At 72.2% G+C, this 22908-nt stretch carries 16 protein-coding genes; 10 read left to right on the top strand and 6 right to left on the bottom strand.

Annotated elements, in window-relative coordinates:
* Positions 1–23 precede the first annotated feature (23 nt).
* From ACZ53K_RS31985 to ACZ53K_RS31970, 4 genes are all read left to right on the top strand, one after another.
* On the top strand, positions 24–773 hold the full coding sequence (locus tag ACZ53K_RS31985) for a class I SAM-dependent methyltransferase (protein ID WP_468843524.1): 750 nt from the start codon (positions 24–26) through the stop codon (positions 771–773).
* A gap of 10 nt (positions 774–783) precedes the next feature.
* The gene (cobT, locus tag ACZ53K_RS31980; protein WP_468843521.1) at positions 784–1830 is read left to right on the top strand and encodes a nicotinate-nucleotide--dimethylbenzimidazole phosphoribosyltransferase; all 1047 of its coding nucleotides are present in this window, start codon (positions 784–786) and stop codon (positions 1828–1830) included.
* Between the two features lie 91 nt (positions 1831–1921).
* Positions 1922–3691: a phosphatidylglycerol lysyltransferase domain-containing protein gene (locus tag ACZ53K_RS31975; protein WP_468843518.1), complete on the top strand. Its 1770-nt coding sequence runs from the start codon at positions 1922–1924 to the stop codon at positions 3689–3691.
* Entirely contained in the window at positions 3688–4386 is a 699-nt protein-coding gene (locus tag ACZ53K_RS31970; protein WP_468843516.1) for a hypothetical protein, read from the top strand. The genes ACZ53K_RS31975 and ACZ53K_RS31970 overlap by 4 nt, the downstream gene beginning before the upstream one ends.
* Before the next feature lie 39 nt (positions 4387–4425).
* Here ACZ53K_RS31970 and ACZ53K_RS31965 read toward each other — a convergent pair whose 3' ends face one another.
* Complete coding sequence (locus tag ACZ53K_RS31965; RefSeq protein ID WP_468843514.1) at positions 4426–5163, bottom strand: hypothetical protein; 738 nt, start codon at positions 5161–5163, stop codon at positions 4426–4428.
* A 78-nt stretch (positions 5164–5241) separates the two neighbouring features.
* Here ACZ53K_RS31965 and ACZ53K_RS31960 point away from each other — a divergent pair, with 78 nt between their 5' ends.
* Positions 5242–6054, top strand: coding sequence for an adenosylcobinamide-GDP ribazoletransferase (locus tag ACZ53K_RS31960; RefSeq protein WP_468843511.1), 813 nt, complete (start codon positions 5242–5244; stop codon positions 6052–6054).
* A 47-nt stretch (positions 6055–6101) separates the two neighbouring features.
* Here ACZ53K_RS31960 and ACZ53K_RS31955 read toward each other — a convergent pair whose 3' ends face one another.
* From ACZ53K_RS31955 to ACZ53K_RS31935, 5 genes are all read right to left on the bottom strand, one after another.
* Positions 6102–6980 carry an endo alpha-1,4 polygalactosaminidase gene (locus ACZ53K_RS31955; RefSeq protein WP_468843509.1) on the bottom strand — a complete coding sequence of 293 codons (879 nt, stop codon included), beginning with the start codon at positions 6978–6980 and terminating at the stop codon, positions 6102–6104.
* Entirely contained in the window at positions 6977–7672 is a 696-nt protein-coding gene (locus tag ACZ53K_RS31950) for a spherulation-specific family 4 protein (RefSeq protein ID WP_468843507.1), read from the bottom strand. Before ACZ53K_RS31950 ends, ACZ53K_RS31955 begins: the two co-directional genes overlap by 4 nt.
* A gap of 143 nt (positions 7673–7815) precedes the next feature.
* Positions 7816–9288, bottom strand: coding sequence for a hypothetical protein (locus tag ACZ53K_RS31945; RefSeq protein WP_468843505.1), 1473 nt, complete (start codon positions 9286–9288; stop codon positions 7816–7818).
* Positions 9285–10862 (bottom strand): GT4 family glycosyltransferase PelF, encoded by a 1578-nt coding sequence (pelF, locus tag ACZ53K_RS31940; protein ID WP_468843502.1) that lies wholly within the window; start codon positions 10860–10862, stop codon positions 9285–9287. Before pelF ends, ACZ53K_RS31945 begins: the two co-directional genes overlap by 4 nt.
* A 602-nt stretch (positions 10863–11464) precedes the next feature.
* On the bottom strand, positions 11465–13558 hold the full coding sequence (locus ACZ53K_RS31935; RefSeq protein ID WP_468843500.1) for a hypothetical protein: 2094 nt from the start codon (positions 13556–13558) through the stop codon (positions 11465–11467).
* Positions 13559–13924: 366 nt separating this feature from the next.
* Between ACZ53K_RS31935 and ACZ53K_RS31930 the strand changes: the two genes are divergently transcribed.
* The 5 genes from ACZ53K_RS31930 (at position 13925) to aceE (ending at position 22739) form a co-directional block, all read left to right on the top strand.
* Entirely contained in the window at positions 13925–15466 is a 1542-nt protein-coding gene (locus tag ACZ53K_RS31930) for a leucyl aminopeptidase (RefSeq protein ID WP_468843497.1), read from the top strand.
* 313 nt (positions 15467–15779) lie between these two features.
* Positions 15780–17168, top strand: a complete 1389-nt coding sequence (gene lpdA, locus ACZ53K_RS31925; RefSeq protein ID WP_468843494.1) for a dihydrolipoyl dehydrogenase — start codon at positions 15780–15782, stop codon at positions 17166–17168.
* Positions 17169–17222: 54 nt separating this feature from the next.
* Positions 17223–18995 (top strand): 2-oxoglutarate dehydrogenase, E2 component, dihydrolipoamide succinyltransferase, encoded by a 1773-nt coding sequence (gene sucB / locus ACZ53K_RS31920; protein ID WP_468843491.1) that lies wholly within the window; start codon positions 17223–17225, stop codon positions 18993–18995.
* 177 nt (positions 18996–19172) lie between these two features.
* Positions 19173–19796: a GntR family transcriptional regulator gene (locus tag ACZ53K_RS31915; protein ID WP_365848327.1), complete on the top strand. Its 624-nt coding sequence runs from the start codon at positions 19173–19175 to the stop codon at positions 19794–19796.
* 282 nt (positions 19797–20078) lie between these two features.
* The gene (aceE, locus tag ACZ53K_RS31910) at positions 20079–22739 is read left to right on the top strand and encodes a pyruvate dehydrogenase (acetyl-transferring), homodimeric type (protein WP_468843488.1); all 2661 of its coding nucleotides are present in this window, start codon (positions 20079–20081) and stop codon (positions 22737–22739) included.
* Positions 22740–22908 lie beyond the last annotated feature (169 nt).

Here is a 22908-nt window from a genome sequence, read left to right as displayed (position 1 = left end):
GTGTGACCGTTACGGATGGCCCGGTGACCAGCACGTCGCGCCGCTTCGACGCCGCCGTGCGCGCCTATGTACGGCGGCACCCGCACGCCACGGTCGTCGCGCTCGGCGAGGGCCCGGGCAGCGCCGCCTTCTGGCGGCTGGACGACGGGCGGCTGGACTGGCTGGCCGTGGAGCCGCCGGAGACCGCCGCGGTCCGCCGGATGCTGCTGCCGGACGGGCCCCGGCGGCGGACGCTCGCGTGTCCGGTGACCGACCCCGGCTGGCTGGACGCGGTCCGCGTGCCGGAGCGCGGGGTCGTGGTGACCGCGCGCGGGCTGCTGATGTTCCTGCGGCCGCCCGAGGTGCGTGCCCTGTTCGCGGTGTGCGCGGAGCGTTTTCCGGGCGGCGCGCTGGTCTTCGACGCGGTGCCCCGCTGGTGTGCGGGCCGGGAGCGGCCGCGTACGGGCGTACGGGCGGCGTCCAGCGCTCCGTCGCTGCGCTGGGGCTTGAACGCCGCCGACCGGCCCAAGGTGGCGAGCGCGCACCCGAACATCGTCGCCGTGCGCGAGGTGCCGCCTCCCGGCCGCGGGCCCCTCACCGGATACCTGGCGCGGTGGCGGGAGCACGTACCGCTGCTGCACACCCCCGCCCGCACGGTCACCGAGATCCGTTTCGGCACGCGCCGGACCGCCCCGGGCCCCGGCCCCGGCGGCGCCCGCCGAGCCGCCGGGGCTCCCGGCTCCGGCGGCGCCCCGGCCGACCCGGAGCAGGCCGCCGGGCACCGTTCCCGGTAATCTGCGCCGAATGAGCGCCCTGAACCTCGATGACTTCGCCCACCTGATCGAGCGCCCCGACGGCGGTGCGCGCCGCGATGCCGAGGAGCGCCGGCAGCGGCTGGCGGTGCCGCCGGGGGCCCTGGGGCGGCTGGACGACCTGGGTGAGTGGCTGGCCGCCGCGCAGCAGCAGGTTCCGGTGCGGCCGATCGAGCGGCCGCGCGCGGTGCTCTTCGCGGGCGATCACGGGGTGGCGTCGCTGGACGTCTCGGGCCGCCCGGCCGGTACGACGCGGAAGCTCGTCCAGGACGTGCTGGAGGGGGCCAGTCCGGCGGCGGTCCTCGCGCGTCGGGCCGGGGTCCCGGTGCGGGTCGTGGACATAGCGGTGGACTGCGACCCGGCGGAGCTGCCGGAGGACGTCACCCGGCACCGGGTGCGGCGCGGTTCGGGACGTATCGACATCGAGGACGCGCTGACGCCCGAAGAGGCCGAGCGGGCCTTCCGGGCGGGTATGGCGGTCGCCGACGAGGAGGCGGACGCCGGTACGGACCTGGTCGCGCTCGGCGACCTGAGCGTGGGCGGCACCACCCCGGCCAGCGCGCTGATCGCCGCGCTGTGCGGCACCGACGCATCGGTGGTCACCGGGCGCGGCGGCGCGGGCATCGACGATCTGGCGTGGATGCGCAAGTGCGCGGCGATCCGTGACGCGCTGCGCCGGGCCCGGCCGGTCCTCGGCGACCAGTTGGAGCTGCTGGCCGCCACCGGGGGCGCCGACCTGGCCGCGATCACCGGGTTCCTGCTGCAGAGCGCGGTCCGGCGTACTCCGGTGATCCTGGACGGGGTGGTCTCGGCGGCGTGTGCGCTGGTGGCGCAGCGGGTGGCGTTCCGGGCGCCGGACTGGTGGCTGGCCGGGCAGGTCAGCGGCGAGCCGGCGCAGGCGAAGGCACTGGACCGGATCGCGCTCAACCCTTTGCTCGATCACGGCGTCACTGCTGGCGAGGGGACGGGATCGCTGCTCGCTCTGCCACTGGTGCAGGCGGCCGCGGCCCTGGCGGCAGACCTGCCCGTACGCGACTGAGGGACGCCGGCCGGCGACGGCCGCGGCTCTGTGAATCGGCCGGATTCCAACGGATCCGGGCATCGACGACGCCCCCATATGATCAAGTTTTATGGGAGTAGTCCGTTTGAGCCCGGATGAGGACCGCAGCCGCGGTCGGTGGTCACAGCGCGGTGCCGCGTACGCCGTCTGGTATCTGCGCGCCGTCACCTTCATCAATTTCCTCAGCGCCGTGTGGGTGTCGTTCGGACAGGACATCCGCCGGCACAACGTCGATGAGTTCTTCACCCCGTACCTGCTCACCGCGGGTTTCGCGGCCGGCGTCTTCTCGCTGTTCCTCGCGGTCACCATGCGACGCCGCAAACGCGCCGCGTGGATACTGAACCTGATCCTGTCCGGGCTCTTCCTCGCGCTGTTCGCGTTCGCGATGGTGGCCGCGCCGGAGTTCCGGCAGCACGGGCAGAACTGGTTCTCCTTCGTCGTGACGCTGCTGTTCGTCGTCTCGCTGCTCATGGGCAGGAAAGAGTTCTACGCCAAGGGCGACCGCTCCAACCCCAAGCTGGCCGCGGCCGTCGCGCTCGGCGGCCTGCTGGTCACCTCGCTGCTCGCGGCGTTCCTGGTCACCGTCGCCAACACCGCCCACGACGGCCACCACGCGTCGTTCCCGGACCGCTGGCGCTACGGCGTCATGCGGCTGGTCTCCATCGCCGCCGACGAGGACCGCTTCCCCGGCATCGCCACGCCGAACTGGGCCAACGTCGCCATCAACGTCATGAGCACCGTCCTGCTGCTGCTCGTGCTGTGGGCCGCGTTCCGCTCCGTACGCAGCACCGACCCGATCACCACCGAGGACGAGGAGCGGCTGCGCGGCCTGCTGGCGCGCCAGGGTGACCGGGACTCGCTGGGCTACTTCGCGCTGCGCCGTGACAAGAGCGTCATCTGGTCCCCCACCGGCAAGGCCGCCGTCACCTACCGCGTCGTCGGCGGGGTCTCGCTCGCCTCCGCCGACCCGATCGGCGACCCGGAGGCATGGCCCGGCGCCATCGACCTGTGGCTCGCCGAGGCCCGCTCGCACGGCTGGGCACCGGCCGTGATGGGCGCCAGTGAGGAGGGCGGCACGATCTACGCCCGGCACGGCCTGGACGCGCTGGAGCTGGGCGACGAGGCGATCGTCGACACCGGGGAGTTCACGCTGGAGGGCCGCGCCATGCGCACCGTCCGGCAGGCGTACAACCGCGTCAAGCGGGCCGGTTACACCGTCCGCATCCGCCGCCACGAGGACATCCCCGAGGCCGAGATGGACCGGCTGCTGCAGCTGGCCGACGACTGGCGCGACGGCGAGACCGAGCGCGGTTTCTCCATGGCGCTGGGCCGGCTCGGCGACCCCGGCGACGGGCGCTGCGTGATGCTCGAATGCACCGACGCCGACGGTGAGCTGCGCGCGCTGCTCAGCTTCGTGCCGTGGGGCGCCAAGGGGCTGTCGCTGGACCTGATGCGCCGCGACCGGGATTCCGAGAACGGGCTGATGGAGTTCATGGTGCTGGAAATGGTCCAGCGGGCGAAAGAGGTGGACGTCACGCAGGTCTCACTGAACTTCGCGATGTTCCGCTCCGTCTTCGAACGCGGTTCGCGGCTCGGCGCGGGTCCGGTGCTGCGCCTGTGGCGCTCGCTGCTCAGCTTCTTCTCCCGGTGGTGGCAGATCGAATCGCTCTATCGCGCCAACGCGAAATACCGGCCCATCTGGGAGCCCCGGTACATGCTCTTCGAAAAGAGCACCGACCTGCTGCGCATCGGCATCGCCGCGGCCCGCGCCGAGGGGTTCCTGGAGGCCCCCGGCCTGCCGAAGTGGCTCAACCGCAAACACCTGGAGACCAAGAGATGAGCGAGCCGGTCCTGCGCCGCGCCGTGCGTGCCGAGTGGGGCCTGCTGGCCCGGACCGTGTGGTCCGGCCTCCGTACGAAGAAACTGCCGGCGATCCCCATGACCATCGCCGCCGTCCTGCTCACCTCCCTCTTCCAGATCGTCCAGAACCAGTCCTGGGGCTACCAGTTCGTCCAGAACATCGGTTCCGTGCAGGCCGACGAGCACCTGTGGCTGGCGCTGCTGCGTACGCCGCTGTCGCTGTTCGTGCCCGCGCTGGACCTGCCGGTGTGGGGCGCGCTGGCGCAGCTCCTGCTGGTCTTCGGCATCTGCGAGATCTGCCTGGGCCGGGGCCGGACGCTGCTGATCGCGTACGCGGCCACGCTCGCCGGGACGATGTACGCGCGGATCGGCATCTGGCTCGGCCCCGACCATCCCCTCGGCCTCCCGCCGACCGACGCCTTCGTCCACGACACCGGCCCCTCGGCGGCCGTGGTCGGCCTCGGCATCTTCGTGTGCTGGGTCTATAGGGCGTGGTTCACGTGCGCACTGGTGGTGCTGGCGATGGTCTACGAGGTGGTGTTCATCAAGAACAACCTGGCGGGCCGGGAGCACATCGCCGCGGTCGTGGCGGTGCTGGCGCTGTGCGGGGTGTGGGAGGTGCTGCACCGGCGCCGCAAGCCGCGGGACGAGCAGCAGGTGCGGGCCGCCGGCTGAGCCGCGTGCCGGGCGCTCGTCCGCCCGGCACGCGGCCCCTCAATGCGTCGGCGTCCCGCCGATGACGTGGTTCACCCGGCGGCGCAGCCCGTTCCAGCGCCGGTCGTGCCGGAAGGCACGGACCTTCGCCTTGGCACGGGCCTTGGGGCGCCGCCGGTAGAACCGTTTCGCCCACGGTGAGTTGGGCCGGGCCAGCCGGACGGCCCCGAACAGCGCGACGAACGGTACGAACACCCCGATCACCGCCATCCGGCCCTTGCCCTTGAAGAGCGCCACCAGCGCGAACAGGAAGTTGATCCCCACCGTCCGCACCACCCGGAAGCGGCTGTGCAGCTCGTCCGGTTCCAGCTCGTTCACCCCGAACGGCAGGGCGCCGCTCAGGATCAGCGCCACCAGCGCGGCCGTGACGATCACGATCTCCACGCTCTTGGTGCCCTGCTCGCTCCAGTACACATCGTCCAGGTGCAGGATCAGCGCGAACTCGTCCAGCACCAGCCCGACGCCCATCCCGAACAGCACCGCCGCCATCCCCGACCCGTACCCGTGCCGCCCGCCGGCCAGGGCGGTGAAGCCGCCGACCACCATGAGCACCACCCCCGGCACGACGTGGTGGACGTGCAGCCCGCCGGGCGAGATGTTCCGGAAGGGCCCCTTCCCGGCCCGGATCAGCCGGGTGATCACCCGCGTCACGGCAAAGGTCAGCACGAAGGAGACGAGCGCGAGCAGCAGCGGGAGCTTGCCCGGCTCGATGATGTTGCGGAACCACCAGTGACCCATGCCACGTACTCCCCGTTTGTCGCGTATAGGGGCAATTTAGCGCCGTACGGTCAAGGACGGCCGGGTTAGCCTGCCGCGATGAACGACGCAGCCGCCCCCTCCGGCCCCTCGCCTTCCCCCACCCTCGGGGACGCCATGCGCTTCGCCTTCGGCACCCTGACCGTGCTGCCGGTACGGCTCCGCCGCTGGGACCGGCCGGCCGCCCGCGGCGGCATGCTCTGCGCGCCGGTGGCGGGCCTGGTGATCGGCCTGGCCTCCGCAGCCCTCGGCACCCTGCTCCTCCTCCTGCACAGCGGCCCCCTCCTCGCCGCCGTCGCCACCACCGCCGTACCCGCCGTCCTCACCCGCGGCCTCCACCTGGACGGCCTCGCCGACACCGCCGACGGCCTGGGCAGCGGCAAGCCCGCCGAGGACGCGCTGCGCATCATGAAGCAGTCCGACATCGGCCCGTTCGGCGTGATCACCCTGCTCTTCACCCTGCTGGCCCAGGTCGCCGCCCTCACTCACCTGTACGAACGCGGCTGGGCCGACGGAGCCGCGGCCGCCGTCATCGCGGCCGTCACCACCCGCTGTGCCCTCACCCTCGCCGCCCGCCCCGGCGTCCCCCCGGCCCGCCCGGACGGCCTCGGCGCCGCGGTGGCAGGCACGGTACCGCTCCCCGCAGCAGCCGCCACCGCCGCCGCCGTCCTCACCCTCGCCGCCGCCCTCGGCACCCACACGGGCTTGCCGGGCGCCCTCCACAGCGCCTTGGCCGCCCTCCTTGCCCTCGCCACAGGCGAAGCGACCCTCCGCCGCTGCCGCCGCCGCTTCGGCGGCATCACCGGCGACGTCTTCGGCGCCATCGCGGAAACGACGGGCCTGGCGGCGGCGGTGGTGCTGGCGCTGGGGTGACGGGCACGGCGAGGCCCCCGTAGCCATCAGGGGCCGGACCCCGGGTGTCAGCAGGCCTGGCGCCACGCGTCCAGATGGAGGCGCTTCTGCAGGGAGCTGAGGCCCAGGCGCTCGGAGTTGCGGCAGAAGCGGGACGTCTGGAGTTCGTATTCGACGTGGAAGACGGCCTTGCCCGCCTTGATGAACGGGGTCATGGTGGCGCACTCGTCGTACTGGGCGCACTGCTCGTTGACGGCGAAGTCGAAGTCGCCGACGAGCTGGGGGATCTGGTCGAGGTCGTTCTTGAGGCCGACGGACATGCCGCGGTCGTGGGCCAGCTTGGCGATCATGCGGTTGAAGGCGAGCTGGTGGTCGGCCGTCAGGTCGAAGCCGGTGTCATTCTTGTAACCGTCGACGTTGTCCGGCTCGACCGCGTCGAAGCCCTTGTCGCGGCACATGTCGAAGCGCTTGGCCATCAGCGGGCGCAGGACGTCCAGGCGGCGGATGTCGAGCCACTTCTCGCCCTCCCAGCCGTTCTCCTCGCCGATGACGTCCTTGGGAAAGTGGCGCGCGTCGGGGCGGAAGTCCTCGTAGGCACCGACGCTGACGTAGCAGATGACCTTGCGGCCGCGCTGGTGGAGGTCGGCGACGGTGGACGCCTTCTGGTTGAAGCCGTCGATGTCGTAGACGGGGGCGTCCACGGAGAGGTCGAGCTTTCCGGTGAGCTGCCACTGCCAGTCGATGCCCGGCTTCGGGTGCCAGATGGGGCGCGGCTTGCCGCTGGGGGTGCTGGGCGTACCGGGGCTGCTCGGGCTGCCGGTGCCGGGGCTCGCGCTGTGGCCGGGCTTGTCGTCCGGGTCCGACGGGATCTGTGAGCAAGCGGTGCTGACGAGCAGGAGTGTGCCGAGGAGGAGCAGGAGTCTCTTGCGGTGGTGCGGGGGGTTCATCGGGGGGTCTCCAGGTAGGGCGGAAGGGCGTCCCAGGGGTGCGGTGCGGTTCCGGGGACGGCGCAGTGCACGGCGGCCCCGCGCTGCCTGACCAGCTCGGCGGCGGTCTCCGCGCAGGTCTCGGGGAGGCCGTGGATGAGGTGGCAGAACCGTTCGGGCGGGTGGTGAGCGGTCCACGGCGGGATCTCGGCGTCCTCGTACGCGGCCCAGCTGTTCTCGAAGGTGACCAGGAGGTCGGCGAAGTCGAGGTAGCGGGGGTGCGGGTGGACGCCGTGGTTGAGGACGACGGTCCGGGCTCCGGCGGCGCGCGCGGCGACCGTCAGGCGGCTGTAGTGCGTGAGGAGTTCGGGGTGGGACGCGGCCTGGTCGAAGAAGGCGCCGTCGGCCTCGTACCAGTCGCGGTGCCGCAGCAGGTCCTGGACGACGGCGGCGTGCGGGCGGCGGCCGTAATCGGTGTCGGCGTAACCGAGGAGCCGTACGCCCGCGGCCCGAAGCTGTCCGGCGACCTCGGCGAAGTGCGGATCGGGGGCGGTGCCCGGGCCGTTGGCCGGGTTGAGCACCACGCCGTACAGGTCGGGTGCCGCAGCGACCAGCCGCCGCCAGGCGTCGGGGCGTTCGGCCGGGTGCTCGTAGAGCGGGACCAGCAACTGGCGGGAGGGCGGACGGGGCTGCCCCGAGGACGGCCGGGTCATGTTTCGGGGCTCCTGTCGGAAATGGGGCGAGATGCTGAGGATACGAGGGTGGGTGACGGTACGCGGACCCGGCGTCGGATACCGGCCAAGGGGAGGGCGGGGAGAGGGTTCGGGTGGGTCGGGTCCCGGACCCGCCGCCGGCCTCAGCGGTGCGCCGTGACCCGTCCCAGCAGCGCGGAGCCCACGGCGGCCAGGACCAGCGCTGCGGCGCCGCAGACCGTCAGCTGGGTGACGGCCGGGGAGAGCGGCCCGGTCACCAGGACCGTGGTCTGAACGGCCGCGGCCAGGCCGCACACCGCCGCCGCGACCGGCACCGCCCCGAACGCCTGGAGGAGCAGCGCGGTCCACAGCACCGTGCCCAGGCACAGCAGGCCCAAAGCGTGTGCCGCGTCCATCGGCGGTCCCTGCCGCCACAGCAGGCTGCCGACGCCGCCGAGCAGGGCGAGTACGGCGAGGTAGGAGAGCAGGCACCGGGCCAGTGCGCCGGAGGTGGCGCGCCAGAACCCGGCGGGGGTGGTGCTGGCGCGCAGCCCGGCGACGGCCCGGCTGCGGTAGCGGTACAGCAGCCATTCGGCCGGGCCCATGCTGAGCGTGAGGGCCACCGCGGCGGGCGCGGCGACCTCGGCGTGGGCCCCGTACCGCAGGACGTCGCCGAGCGCCGTGAGCAGCACCAGCACCCCGATGGCGAGGCCGAAGAGCCCGTACGGCAGGGAGGCCACGGCCCGTGGAGCCGGCCCGTCCTGCCCGGGCTCGCGCTCGCGGCGGCAGCGCAGGACGGTGACGGCGGCCAGCGCGACGGCCGCGCCGAGTGACAGGACGAGCAGGGCGTTCCGTACGGCGTCCGGCGGCACGTACACCGCCATCAGCGCGGCGCCGAGCGCGACCGGGGCCAGCGCGCACAGCAGCCACCGTTCGCGGCCGAAGACGAGCAGGGTGGTGGCCGCGCCGAGGTAGGCCGCCTGGCCCGCGGCGAAGGCCACCGAGCCGGGCGCGTCCGCGTCGGCGGTGCCGACGATCCAGGCGACGGCCGCGCCGGCCAGCGCGCCGAGCGGCGCGCCGACGGCGAGGGCGCGGGCCGCGGGCCACCGCGCGCCCAGGCCGAGCCAGGAGTACGCGCGGTGGGCGAGGGCCTGGTTCCAGACCCAGCCGGCCAGGGCGCCCGCGAGCAGCGGCATCGTTCCTGCGGGCAGTCCGCGGGCGTCCGGCGGGCCGGTCAGCAGGTGGGAGCCGACGACGTAGGCGAGTCCGGGCAGGGCGAAGACCACGGCGCGCAGCAGGCAGCCGAGCAGGCCGACCCGCCAGGGGTCGGTGCTCGCGCGGTCCGGTTCGGGGTAGCGGCGGGGCACCCGCTCGTACAGTTCCTCGGCGAGGGCGAAGGAGTTCTCGCGCCCGTAGGCGAGTTTGATCTGGTCGTCGCTCATGCCGTCGGACTCGATGATGGCGGCGATCTCGTCGGGGTGCACGGCGGCGGCGATCAGGTCGCCCATGCGGGCGGCGAGTTCGTCGACCGGGTCGGGCGCGGCCCAGTGCGGGCGCGGGGGCCGCGGTATGTCCGGCAGGTCGTCCGCCCGGTCCTTGCCGCCCTCCCCCGGCACCAGCCACAGGGATCCGCTCACCAGCCGGCCCCGTCGGCGGCGAGGGGTGCGGTCCAGGGGCCGCGGAGCTGGAGGGTCCACTCGTCCTGCGGCTGCTCCTCGGCCGGCCGGCCGGCGCCGTCGAGTTCGCGGTAGATGGTGCGGAAGCCGTCGACGGAGCGGCGCAGGGTGAACTGGTCGATGACCCGCTGCCGGGCCCGGCTGCCGAGTTCGGCGCGCTTCTCCCAGCCGCCCTTGAGCAGTTCCAGGGTGGCTTTGGCCATCGCTTCCGGTTCGCGCGGCGGTACGACGAGCCCGGTGTCGCCGACCGCCTCGCGTACCCCGCCGACGTCGGTCGAGACGGTGGACCGGCCGCAGGACATGGCCTCTATGAGGCTGAAGGGGAAGCCTTCGGAGATGCTGGAGAGCATGACGATGCTGCCGGCGGCGTAGGCGCGGGCCACGTCGTCGATGCGCCCTTCCCAGCCGATCCCGTCGGTCACGCCGAGCGAGGCGGCCAGCTTCTCGCAGCGGGTCTTGTACGCCTCGCCGCCGGCCGGTACGCCGCCGAACAGCCGCAGCCGCAGGTCGGGGACCTCGGCGCGGCACAGCGCGTAGGCACGGATGAGGGTTTCCAGGTCCTTGATGGGGTCGATGCGTCCGGCCCAGCTCAGGGTGGGCGCGTCCGGCTCCTGTTCGGCGTGCGGGAAGAGCTGGACGTCGACGCCGTTGTAGACGGTGCGGATCTTCTCGGGCGGGGTGCCGCCGCGCTCTTCCCAGCGCTTGTTGTACTTGTTGCACGGTGTGATGAGGTCGGCGGCCCGGTAGCTCTCGACCGTGAGCTGCCGGTAGAAGCCGAGCATCAGGGCCTTGACGGGCCAGCGCTGGGCGTCGCGGCGGTAGCCGAGGTAGCGCTCGCGCAGGTAGATGCCGTGCTCGGTGAGCAGAAACGGTACGTCGTCGAACTTCTTCGCGGCCAGCGCGGGCAGGCAGGCCAGGCCGTTGCTGACCGCGTGCGCGACACTGTCCTCCGGTACGCGTACGGACAGCGGACGCAGCGCGTGTTCCAGCAGGTCGGTGGCGGTCAGCGCGTCGTGCACGGTGGGCTCGGCGGCGCGCGTGGCGACGTGCGGCAGGGTCCAGATCCACATCAGGGAGCGCAGCGCGGACTCGGTGCGCAGCGCGGCGCTGAGGCGCCCTTCGCGGGCGAGCGCGGCCAGGGCGTACAGCTCGGTGCCGAAGTCGGTGCAGGACTGCGGGTCCAGCATGGACAGCAGGAAGCGCTCGTAGATGTCGATGAAGCGGCGTCGCTCGCGCCCGCGGAACAGCCCGGCGGTGCGCCGGCCCGGCGGCGGGCCCCACATGGGGACGGAGGAGCGCGCGTAGACGTTGTCGGGCAGGTCCCAGGTCACCGGTTCACGGCCGCTGCCGGTGAGCGCGATGACGTTGAAGCGGACTTCGGGCATACCCCGTACGAGCTGGTCGCACCAGGTGGAGACGCCGCCGTGGACGTGCGGGTAGGTGCCTTCGGTGAGCATGGTGACATGCCTGCCGGGCGGTGGCGCGTCACCGGCCTGCCGACTTCGGCTGCCGACCTCGTACAGGGTTGCGTTCATGGCGAAATTCCCCCCGGGAAATAGGTGCTGGGTGGAGCGGTACGGAGCACGCGGGCACGGGTGCTGCGGACACCGTGCGGGCGCGTCGTGCGGCCGGCGGCCGTGCCGGCCTGGTGCGGTGGGCGCGTGCGGTGGTGCGGGGACGGGCACGTGCTGATGTGCGGAACGTGGGTGCTGAGCTGTGGGCACGCATGGGGCTGTGGGGACGCATGGGGCTGCGGGGCGCGCCCGGGGAACGGGGACGGGGGTGCGGTGGGCCGTGCCGGTGTGCGGGCACAGCCACGGGACACCTGTGCGGACGCGTCCGTACCTGCGCGTCGGTCCAGGTGCCCGGGTACGCCGTCGTACACCGGTACGCCGGTGCGGGCGCGGTGGTTCCGTACGGTGATCGGGTGCATCGGTGCGGGAGCTGCGTACGAAGAGTTGTGCTGCGGGTGCGCGGGTGCGGGTGCCGTGCACCGTCAGGGGTGGTGGCGTGCCGGCGGGCGGGCAGGGAGCAGTGCGGGACATCGGTGCCGGCGGTGGCGGTACGCGGCGGACACCCGCCGCCCGGTCCCCGCCCGCCCGGTCGGTCGTGCGGACCGGGCGGTGCGGGGAACGCGTCAGGCGGCCGTCGGGAGCTTGAGCGTGATGGCCGCTCCGGGCGACTGCGCTGTGGCCCACTCCGATACCCGTCCGGCATACCTCTCGCCGAATTCCGCGGTCCCGTTGGAGAGTTCTGTTCTGGTTCCGTCGGGCATCGTAGCCGCAGCGGCCACCCCGGACGGCGACGTGATGGTGACAACGCCGCCAATTCTGTATGCCGTCACCGAACCGGCGTCCAGGGCCTTCTGCCAGGCCGCACGCTGCTGCATCTCGCGTCCGATGTCCCGGTGGCGCTGGTTGACGACGGGGGTGTCGTCCTCGAAGAACCCCCGATAGTCGGCCAGAACTTTGTCCAGAACCGGGTAGGCGATCCGGTCCTCGGCGAGGTTGGACTGGTGGAGGTAGTGCGGGCGCGGATCGTTGGCCAGAGCATGCCCGAGAGCGGTCCGCGCCTCCTGCGGGACGATGTACGAGGCGTAGCCGGTGGACGTCGGCAACGGTCCGGACATGCAGGTGGAGTTGGGGTCGGTCTCGCAGATCCCGCTGCCGCCGTCGGCCTTGCTCGTGTAGATCCAGTTGTACTCGTCGACCTCTTCGGCCGCCTTGCCCACGTTGTAGTACACGTTCATCGGGTAGCGCGGCACGGTCAGCGCCGTACCGGCGGGCCGCTGCGCGGACTCCCGCGAGTTGTCGCTCGCCAGCCACTTGACGCCGGTGGCGGCGAGCGCGGGCGCCAGGTTGGGGTTGTCCTGCGGCTGCTGCGGCAGGGACTTCAGGCCGGAGTGCTCGCCGGTGACCAGTTCCCCGGGGTCCACGTCCAGGCCCTTGGCCACGCCCCAGGCGTGGTTCTTCTCGATCTCGGCGGTGATCTCGCTGCGGCTGGTCCACCGGGTGTTGCCGAACCAGTCCTTGGCGCAGCGCCAGGGCACGGCCGAGGTGTCCTGGACACAGCCGAGGAAGGGATGGGTGTAGGTGTGGTTGACCCAGCGGTACTCGGCCCTGTCGGCGACCAGCCGGTCGGCCATCGCGTCCACCCCGCCGTGCTCCGCCTTCCACTCCTCGCCGGAGCCGGCGTTGTAGACCATGTCGAGCCGGTAGCCGCGGTCGCGCTGCCACTGGGCGGCGTACGCGGCGTCCGCCTCGTCCATCCGGATCGGTGTGGTGTCCGGGACACCGGAGGGGCAGTCGAAGTCGCCGGGGGTGCAGTTGTTCTGCACGTCCCAGCGGGCGTCGGGGGCGAAGATGTCGTCGACCTGGACGGAGAAGTAGTTGCGGCTCTGACCGAGGTGGACGCCCTGGGTGAGCCAGTCCACGATGCCGCGGGCGAGTAGCCGGAACTGCTGCTGGTAACGGTTCTGCGCGAAGGTGACGACCAGTTCGCGGCGGCCGTCGCGGGCGTACTCGCCGACCAGGGTGCCGCGCGCGGACGTGCCGGGCACCGCCGCGTCCAGATACGACGTGAACGTGGCGCCGGCGGGCGGGTTGGCGAGCGGCTGGGCGAGGTAGCCGTAGCTCTCGGAGACCTGCGGGTCGGCGTTCTCGAAGGGCACCGCGCCCTTGAGGTAGCCGAAGGGGCCCGCCTTGCCGGCGGCGGTGGTGTGGGTGGCGAAGCCGTCCAGCACCCCGGCGTATCCGCCGTCGTCGGGGGTGCGCAGGCCGACGTCGGGCCGCGCGTAGGTGTACGCGTCCACCTGCGGGATCTTGTACGTGGTCTCGTACGCCTTCAGGGCGGCCAGCTCCGTGGAGGCGTCCGTGCCGAACGGGCTGTCGTTCGGCAGGACGACGCCCTGGAATTTGGCGCGTGGCCGGCCGTCCACCGTGTCGCTGAGGAAGGCCGCGTCGATCACCGGGCGGCCGGGGGCCGTCAGGTCGACGGTGGTGTACGGGACGCCCTGGCCGCGCAGTTCCGCGACGATGGCGTCGGTGGACTCACCGCCGTCGCTCACGACCAGGACGCGCAGGTCGATGCGTGGCGCCTGGTCCGCCGCGGCGGGCACGGCCGCCTGCGCGGCGGGTGCGCTCACCGCCAGTGGCAGTGCCGTGATCACCGCCGCGGCGAGCGCGGTGAAGACCTTGGCCGGTCCGACGGCCGGCGTGTTGTTGCTGCCCATGGGCGCAGTCCCTTCCCCCCGGAAGTCCCCCCTGCTTCCGGACGTGGTACCGGGCAGGCTCGTGCACATCATGCGAAGGTTGACGACCGTCTATCCCACTGTCGCCACGACTGTGACGCACGCCTCATTCGGCGCAGGGGAATTGACGGCGGGGTCCGGCATCCGGGCCGGGCCGTCCCGCCGCGGAACCGGCAACTCCATGGACACCAGGAGGCGTTGGGGCCACTGGGACGGGTGGTACGGATGTGACAGTCCAGGCCGATACGGCAGCAAGCGGTTACGGGCGGCGCCCCCGAGCGTAGGCTCAGCCGCAGCAGCGCCCTCGTGCGCGAACGGACACCCGGACGGAACAGGACTCTCATCACCGTGACTGCACTGACCCTCAGCACATCCTCCGCCGCGACGTTGCGTGCGGACACCGTTGTCGTCGGCGTGGCCAAGGGCGCCAAGGGCGTCGTACTGGCCCCCGGCGCCGAAGCCGTGGACAAGGCGTTCGACGGCGGGCTCGCCGCCGTCCTGGAGACCCTCGGCGCGAGCGGTGCCGAGGGCGAGGTCACCAAGCTGCCCGCCACCGGCCTCAAGGCCGCGGTCGTGCTGGCGGTCGGACTGGGCGACGCCCCGGCCGAGGACGAGGAGTACGACCCCGAGGTGCTGCGCCGCGCCGCCGGCTCCGCAGCCCGCGCCCTGGCCGGCACCAAGAAGGCCGGCTTCGCGCTGCCCGCCGGGGACGCCGGTCCCGCCGCGGCGGTCGCCGAGGGCGCGCTGCTCGGCGCGTACACCTTCACCGCGTACCGCAGCGACGCCGCGAAGACCGCCCGCGGAACCAAGAAGGCCGAAGGCAACGGCAAGGCACCGCTCGCCGAGATCGCCCTCCTCGGCGGCAAGCCGCGCGACAAGGCCTTCAAGGCCGCCACCGAGCGCGCCGGGACGCTGGCCGCCGAGGTCAACCGCGCCCGCGACCTGATCAACACCCCCTCCAACGACCTCACCCCGAAGAGCTTCGCCGCGCAGGCCCAGGCCGCCGCGAAGGAGTTCGGCCTCAAGGTCGAGGTGCTGGACGAGAAGGCCCTGAAGAAGGGCGGCTACGGCGGCCTGACGGGCGTCGGGCAGGGCTCGGAGAACCCGCCGCGGCTGGTGCGGGTCGCCTACACCCACCCGAAGGCCGAAAAGACCCTGGCGCTCGTCGGCAAGGGCATCACCTACGACTCGGGCGGCATCTCCCTGAAGCCGGCCGGCTACAACGAGACCATGAAGTGCGACATGAGCGGCGCCGCCGCGGTGTTCGCCGCGGTCGTGGCCGCCGCCCGGCTGGGCCTCGCCGTCAACGTCACCGGCTGGCTGGCGCTCGCCGAGAACATGCCGTCGGGCAACGCGATGCGCCCCGGCGACGTGCTGACCATGTACAACGGCAAGACCGTCGAGGTGCTGAACACCGACGCCGAGGGCCGCCTGGTGCTGGCCGACGCGCTGACCCGCGCCTCGGAGGAGCAGCCGGACGCCATCGTGGACGTCGCGACGCTGACCGGCGCGATGGTGCTGGCGCTGGGCAACCGGACCTTCGGGATCATGGCCAACGACGACGCGTTCCGCGCCAGCCTGCACGAGATCGCGGAGGAGGCCGGCGAGCCGTCCTGGCCGATGCCGATGCCGTCCGAGCTGCGCCGGACCATGGACTCCCCGATCGCCGACCTGAAGAACATCGGCGAGCGGGCCGGCGGCGGCCTGCTGGCCGGCGTCTTCCTCCAGGAGTTCGTGGGCGAGGGCATCACCTGGGCACACCTGGACATCGCCGGCCCGGCCTTCCACGAGAGCGCGCCCTTCGGCTACACCCCCAAGGGCGGCACCGGCTCCGCGGTCCGCACCCTGGTGCGGCTGGCCGAGCGCACCGCGGACGGCGACCTCGGCTGATCCTGTCGCGGTTGCTCCCGCTTTGTTAGTACGGCCCCGGGCCCGGCGCCCGGGGCCGTACCCGCGTGTTCGCCCTCGACGAAATCCGTACGCCCGTACGCCTGGGTAACCGCACGCGCAACCCCCCGGAACGGCCATCGAGCCGCCCCGCAGCCCGGCCCGCCGTCCCGCCCGCGTTCAACAAGTGCGAAGATGGGTTCTTGGCAGGACAGGGCCCCCCTTACCCAGGGCCGAACCAACCAGCGGCCGATCAACAGCCGCCGCCCGGTCACCGACGACCGGCTCCGGCGTACCCATGCATGGAGGACGTGACGTGGCGAACGACGCCAGCACCGTTTTCGACCTAGTGATCCTCGGAGGCGGTAGCGGCGGTTACGCCGCTGCCCTGCGCGGGGCGCAGCTGGGCCTGGACGTCGCCCTGATCGAGAAGAACAAGCTCGGCGGCACCTGCCTGCACAACGGCTGCATCCCCACCAAGGCCCTGCTGCACGCCGGCGAGATCGCGGACCAGGCCCGCGAAGCCGCGCAGTTCGGTGTCAAGGCCACCCTCGAAGGCATCGACATCGAGGGCGTCCACAAGTACAAGGACGAGGTCGTCTCGGGCCTGTACAAGGGGTTGCAGGGCCTGGTCGCCTCCCGCAAGGTGACCTACATCGAGGGTGAGGGCCGGCTGTCCTCCCCCACCTCCGTCGACGTCAACGGCCAGCGCGTCCAGGGCCGCCACGTCCTGCTGGCGACCGGCTCCGTGCCGAAGTCCCTGCCGGGCCTGACCATCGACGGCGACCGCATCATCTCCTCGGACCACGCGCTGAAGCTGGACCGCGTGCCGAAGTCCGCGATCGTGCTGGGCGGCGGCGTCATCGGCGTCGAGTTCGCCTCCGCGTGGAAGTCCTTCGGCACCGACGTGACCATCGTCGAGGGCCTGAAGCACCTCGTCCCGGTCGAGGACGAGAACAGCTCCAAGCTGCTGGAGCGGGCCTTCCGCAAGCGCGGCATCAAGTTCAACCTCGGCACCTTCTTCGACAAGGCCGAGTACACCCAGGACGGCGTCAAGGTCACGCTGGCCGACGGCAAGACCTTCGAGGCCGAGGTGCTGCTGGTCGCCATCGGCCGCGGCCCGGTCTCCCAGGGCCTGGGCTACGAGGAGGCCGGGGTCGCCATGGACCGCGGCTACGTCCTGGTCGACGAGTACATGCAGACCAACGTGCCGACGATCTCGGCCGTCGGTGACCTCGTCCCCACCCTCCAGCTCGCGCACGTCGGCTTCGCCGAGGGCATCCTGGTGGCGGAGCGGCTGGCCGGTCTCAAGACCGTGCCGATCGACTACGACGGCGTGCCGCGCGTGACGTACTGCCACCCCGAGGTCGCTTCGGTGGGTATCACCGAGGCGAAGGCCAAGGAGCTGTACGGTGCCGACAAGGTCGTCGCTCTGAAGTACAACCTCGCGGGCAACGGCAAGAGCAAGATCCTCAAGACCGCGGGCGAGATCAAGCTCGTCCAGGTCAAGGACGGTGCCGTGGTCGGCGTCCACATGGTCGGTGACCGTATGGGCGAGCAGGTCGGCGAGGCCCAGCTGGTCTACAACTGGGAAGCCCTGCCGGCCGAGGTTGCGCAGCTCATCCACGCGCACCCGACGCAGAACGAGGCGCTCGGCGAGGCCCACCTGGCCCTGGCCGGCAAGCCTCTGCACTCCCACGACTGATCCCGGTCCGGGCGCGACCACATCCGCACTTTTCTGTAAGGAGCAAGAGAAACCATGGCGGTTTCCGTAACCCTTCCGGCGCTCGGCGAGAGCGTCACCGAGGGCACCGTCACCCGCTGGCTGAAGGCCGAGGGTGAGCGCGTAGAGGCCGACGAGCCCCTGCTGGAGGTGTCGACCGACAAGGTCGACACCGAGATCCCCGCCCCCGCCGCCGGCGTGCTGGCCTCCATCAAGGTGGCCGAGGACGAGACCGTCGAGGTCGGCGCCGAGCTGGCCATCATCGACGACGGCAGCGGCGCGCCCGCGGCCGAGTCCGCCCCGGCCCAGGCCGAGGCGCCTGCTGAGCCCGAGCCCGCCGCGGCTCCGGCTCAGGAGGCCCCCGCCCAGGAAGCCCCCCAGCAGGAGGCCCCCGCGGCCCCCGCCGGTGGCGCCCAGGGCACCGACGTCGTCCTCCCCGCGCTCGGCGAGAGCGTGACCGAGGGCACCGTCACCCGCTGGCTCAAGGAGGTCGGCGAGGAGGTGGCCGAGGACGAGCCGCTGCTGGAGGTCTCCACCGACAAGGTCGACACCGAGATCCCCGCCCCCACCGCCGGCACTCTGCTGGAGATCCTGGTGGGCGAGGACGAGACCGCCGAGGTCGGCGCCAAGCTGGCCGTCATCGGCGCGAAGGGTGCCGCTCCGGCGCAGGCCGAGGCCCCCGCGGCTCCGGCTCCGGCCCCCGCTCAGGAGGCCCCGAAGCAGGAGGCCCCCAAGCAGGAGGCTCCGGCCCCCCAGGCCCCCTCGGCCCCCGCGCCGCAGCAGGTCACCACCCCCGCCCCGGACCCGGCCCCGGCCGCTCCGGCCCCGGCGCCGGCTCCGGCCGCAGCACCCGTCACCCCGGCCCCGGCCGCGGGTGAGGCGGACGCCGCGTACGTCACCCCCCTGGTCCGCAAGCTGGCCCAGGAGAACGGCGTGGACCTGGGCTCGGTCAAGGGCACCGGTGTCGGTGGCCGGATCCGCAAGCAGGACGTCATCGCCGCCGCCGAGGCCGCCAAGCAGCAGGCCGCGCCTGCCGCTGCCGCCGCCCCGGCCGCTTCGAAGGCCCCTGCGATCGAGGCCTCCCCGCTGCGCGGTCAGACCGTCAAGATGCCGCGGATGCGCAAGGTCATCGGCGACAACATGATGAAGGCCCTGCACGGCCAGGCGCAGCTGACCTCCGTGGTCGAGGTGGACATCACCAAGATCATGCGGATGCGCAACAAGGCCAAGGACGCCTTCGCGCAGCGTGAGGGCGTCAAGCTCTCCCCGATGCCGTTCTTCGTCAAGGCCGCTGTCCAGGCGCTGAAGGCCCACCCGGTCGTCAACGCCCGGATCAACGAGGACGAGGGCACGATCACCTACTTCGACACCGAGAACGTCGGTATCGCGGTGGACGCGGAGAAGGGCCTGATGACCCCGGTCATCAAGGGTGCGGGCGACCTGAACATCGCCGGCATCGCCCGTAAGACCGCGGAGCTGGCCGGCAAGGTCCGGACCAACAAGATCAGCCCGGACGACATGTCGGGCGCGACCTTCACGATCAGCAACACCGGCTCGCGCGGTGCGCTGTTCGACACGGTCATCGTGCCCCCGAACCAGGTCGGCATCCTGGGCATCGGCGCCACCGTCAAGCGCCCGGTGGTCATCGACCACCCGGAGCTGGGCGAGACCATCGCCGTGCGCAACATGACCTACCTGGCGCTCTCCTACGACCACCGCCTGGTGGACGGTGCCGACGCGGCCCGTTACCTGACGACGGTCAAGCAGATCCTGGAGGCCGGCGAGTTCGAGACCGAGATCGGTCTCTGAGCACGGCAGCCACCGCGTAGGTGTGCAGGGTCGGCCCCGGTTCGTACAAGTTCGTACGAACCGGGGCCGACCCGTTTTCGTTGCACGGATAATGGCCGTCCTGCGGTGGTCTCCCGTACCGCCTCGTGGTGCGGGCTCCCGGCCGCCCGCCTGCCGCACGCTCTGAAGGAGCACGTCATGACCCCGCCCGTCGTCCATTCGCTCCGCGAGCAGATCCGCGAGCACATCCTGGAAGGGATCGTCAGCGGCCGCTGGCAGCCCGGTGAGCGGATCGTGGAGCGGCGGATCGCGGTCGAGCTGGAGGTCAGCCAGACGCCCGTACGGGAGGCACTGCGCGAGCTGGAGTCGCTCCAGCTGATCGAGTCGGCGCCGAACAAGGGCGTACGCGTACGGAATCTGACCGCCGACGACCTCAAGGAGAGCTATCCGGTGCGGGCCGGCCTGGAGCAGGTGGCCGCGGAGCTGGCCGCCGGGCGGCTGGCCGAGGACACCGCGGCACTGGACCGGGAGGTCGCCGCGCTGTGCGAGGCGGACCGGCACGGCGACGGCGAGGCACAGGTGCGGCACACCGTGGCCTTCCACCGGGAGATCGTGCGCGCCGCCCGTAACGCCGTCCTGCTGCACACCTGGGAGTCGCTGGGCGTCGAGGTGTGGACGACGCTGTCGATCCGCTGGTTCAGCCCGGAGCCGCGGTCGCACGCCCGGGACCACCAGGAGATCGTGGACGCGTTCCGGCGGCGGGACCCCAGGATCGGCGAGCTGCTGAAGACGCATGTGCTCAGCTGCGCACCCCGGGTCTGAGGATTCTCCGGTGAGCGCCCCGCGCCCGGGGCCTCGCGTACCCGACTGCGCGCACCGAGGCTGATTCCGCAGGTCCGCAGCCCTTTCACCTACGATTCGGAGCCGCAGACAGCCTGGCACCCCGTGCCCGAAAGGCTGGCACCCCGTGCCGACCTGCGGTTTTTCTTTCAACCTGCATTGATCGATCATCGATCAGGGGCGTATCGTCATGCGTGGGGCGCGACACCCCTGCCTGCCAAGCACTCATCGCACCTCCCTCCTCCGTCCGGAAAGGGGCCACCCATGCCCGATCCCGTACGTATGCCGTACAGCCAGCTCGACCAGGTCCCGGACCGCGACCCGGAGGAGACGGCCGAGTGGCGCGAGTCCCTGGACGCCGTCACGAAGGCGGCCGGTCCGCACCGCGCCGCCTACCTGATGCGCCGCGCCGTGGAGCACACCGGTGCCCCGGGCCTCGCGCCGCTCGAAACCGACTACGTCAACACCATCCCGACCTCCGCCGAGCCCGAGTTCCCGGGTGACGAGGCGCTGGAGGCCCGGATCACGGCGTGGAACCGCTGGAACGCGGCCGCCATGGTCACCCGCGGCTCCCGCCTCGGCCTCGGCGGCCACATCGCCACCTTCGCCTCGGCGGCCTGGCTCTACGAGACCGGCTTCCAGCACTTCTTCCGCGGTAAAGAGGCCGACGGAAGCGGCGACCAGCTCTACATCCAGGGCCACGCCTCCCCCGGCATCTACGCCCGCGCCTTCCTCGAAGGCCGCCTCACCGAGGACCAGCTCGACCGCTTCCGCCAGGAGGCGGCCGGTGACGGCCTGCCCTCCTACCCGCACCCGCGGCGCCTGCCCTGGCTGTGGGAGTTCCCCACCGTCTCCATGGGCCTGGGCCCGCTCTCCGCGATCTACCAGGCGCGCTTCAACCGCTACCTGGAGCACCGCGGCATCAAGGACACCGCCGACTCCCACGTGTGGGCATTCCTCGGCGACGGCGAGATGGACGAGCCCGAGTCGACCGCCGCACTGGCACTGGCCGGCCGCGAGGGCCTGGACAACCTGACCTTCGTCATCAACTGCAACCTCCAGCGCCTGGACGGCCCGGTCCGCCCCAACTTCAAGATCGTGCAGGAGCTGGAGGCCCAGTTCCGCGCCGCCGGCTGGAACGTCATCAAGTCCCTCTGGGGCCGGGCCTGGGACGAGGTCTTCGCCCAGGACACCGACGGCGCCCTGCTGCGCCGCCTGCGCGAGACCCCCGACGCGCAGTTCCAGACGTACGCCACCCGCGACGCCGCCTACCTGCGCGACCACTTCTTCGGCTCGGACCCGTCGCTGGGCCGCATCGCCCAGGGCCTGTCGGACGCCAAGCTGCTGGAGCTGTTCCAGACCTCCCGCGCCGGCCACGAGCCGCGCAAGGTCTACGCCGCGTACAAGGCCGCCGTCGAGCACAAGGGCGCGCCGACCGTCGTCCTGGCGCAGACCGTCAAGGGCTACACCCTCGGTGAGGGCTTCGAGTCCCGCAACGCCAACCACCAGATGAAGAAGCTCACCGGCGAGCAGTTCCGCGCCATGCGCGACCTGTTGGAGCTGCCCATCCCGGACAGCGCCCTGGACGCCGACGTGGTGCCCTACGCCCGCCCGGACGAGAACTCCCCCGAGATGGAGTACCTGCGCCAGCGGCGCGCCGCCCTCGGCGGTCCGGCCCCGGCCCGCAAGGTCGTCGCCAAGCCACTGCCGATGCCCGCCGACAAGGCGTTCGACGCGCTGAAGAAGGGCTCAGGCACGCAGGAGATAGCCACCACCATGGCGTTCGTCCGCCTGGTCAAGGACCTGATGCGGGACAAGGAGACCGGCAAGCGCTGGGTGCCGGTCGTGCCCGACGAGGCCCGTACCTTCGGCATGGAGTCGCTGTTCCCGTCCGCCGGGCTCTACTCCCCCGTCGGCCAGACCTACGACCCGGTCGACCGCGACCAGCTCCTGTACTACAAGGAAGCCAAGGACGGCCAGATCCTCAACGAGGGCATCACGGAGGCCGGTTCGCTGGCCGACTTCACCGCGGCGGCGACCTCGTACGCCACCCACGGCGAGCCGATGATCCCGTTCTACATCTTCTACTCGATGTTCGGCTGGCAGCGCACCGCCGACCAGTTCTGGGCGCTCGCCGACCAGCTGGGCCGCGGCTTCGTCATCGGCGCCACCGCCGGCCGTACGACGATGACCGGTGAGGGCCTCCAGCACGCGGACGGCCACTCGCACCTGATCGCCTCCACCAACCCGGCGGCGCTCTCCTACGACCCGGCGTTCGCGTACGAGGTCGCGGTGATCGTCAAGGACGGCCTGCGCCGGATGTACGGTCCGGACGCGGAAGACGTCTTCTACTACCTGACGGTCTACAACGAGACCAAGGTGCAGCCCGCCATGCCGGAGGGCGTCGAGGAAGGCATCCTCAAGGGCCTCTACCGCTTCCAGGAGGCCGAGCCCGCCGCCGCCGACGCACCCCGTCTCCAGCTGCTGGCCTCCGGCACCGCCATCCACTGGATTCTGGAGGCCCAGGAGATCCTGGCCCGCGACTGGGGCGTGGCGGCGGACATCTGGTCGGCGCCGTCCTGGACGGAGCTGCGCCGCGACGCGCTGGAGTGCGACGCCGCCCGCCTGGACGGCGAGGACCGCATCCCGTACGTGACCCGCGCGCTGGCCGGTGCCCCCGGCCCGGTCGTCGCGGTCAGCGACTGGATGCGGGCCGTGCCCGACCAGATCGCCCCGTGGGTCGAGCAGGACTGGACCTCCATCGGCACCGACGGCTTCGGCCTCTCCGACACCCGCGAGGCGGCCCGCCGCCACTTCGGCGTCGACGCGCAGTCGGTCGTGGTGCAGGCCCTGGCCGCGCTGTCCCGCCGCGGCGACGTGAAGGCGGAGACGGTCAAGGAGGCCAAGGAGCGGTACGGCCTGTAGGACAGCGGTACGGCCGCCGAACCACCGGTACGGCCTGTAGGCCGTACGGCTCCACGGCCACCACCCCGGACGCGGCGGGCCGTCCCCGCCGCGTCCGCACCCCGCGCCGGACCCCGGTCCGGCGCCCCCCGGCTCCCGTGCGGAGGCCACCTCATCCGCGCCCGGGGTC

It is taken from the genome of Streptomyces sp. NPDC033221 (assembly GCF_055577005.1).
The sequence above is the reverse complement of the archived record's forward strand: the minus strand, read 5'-3'. Positions and strand labels throughout refer to the sequence as shown.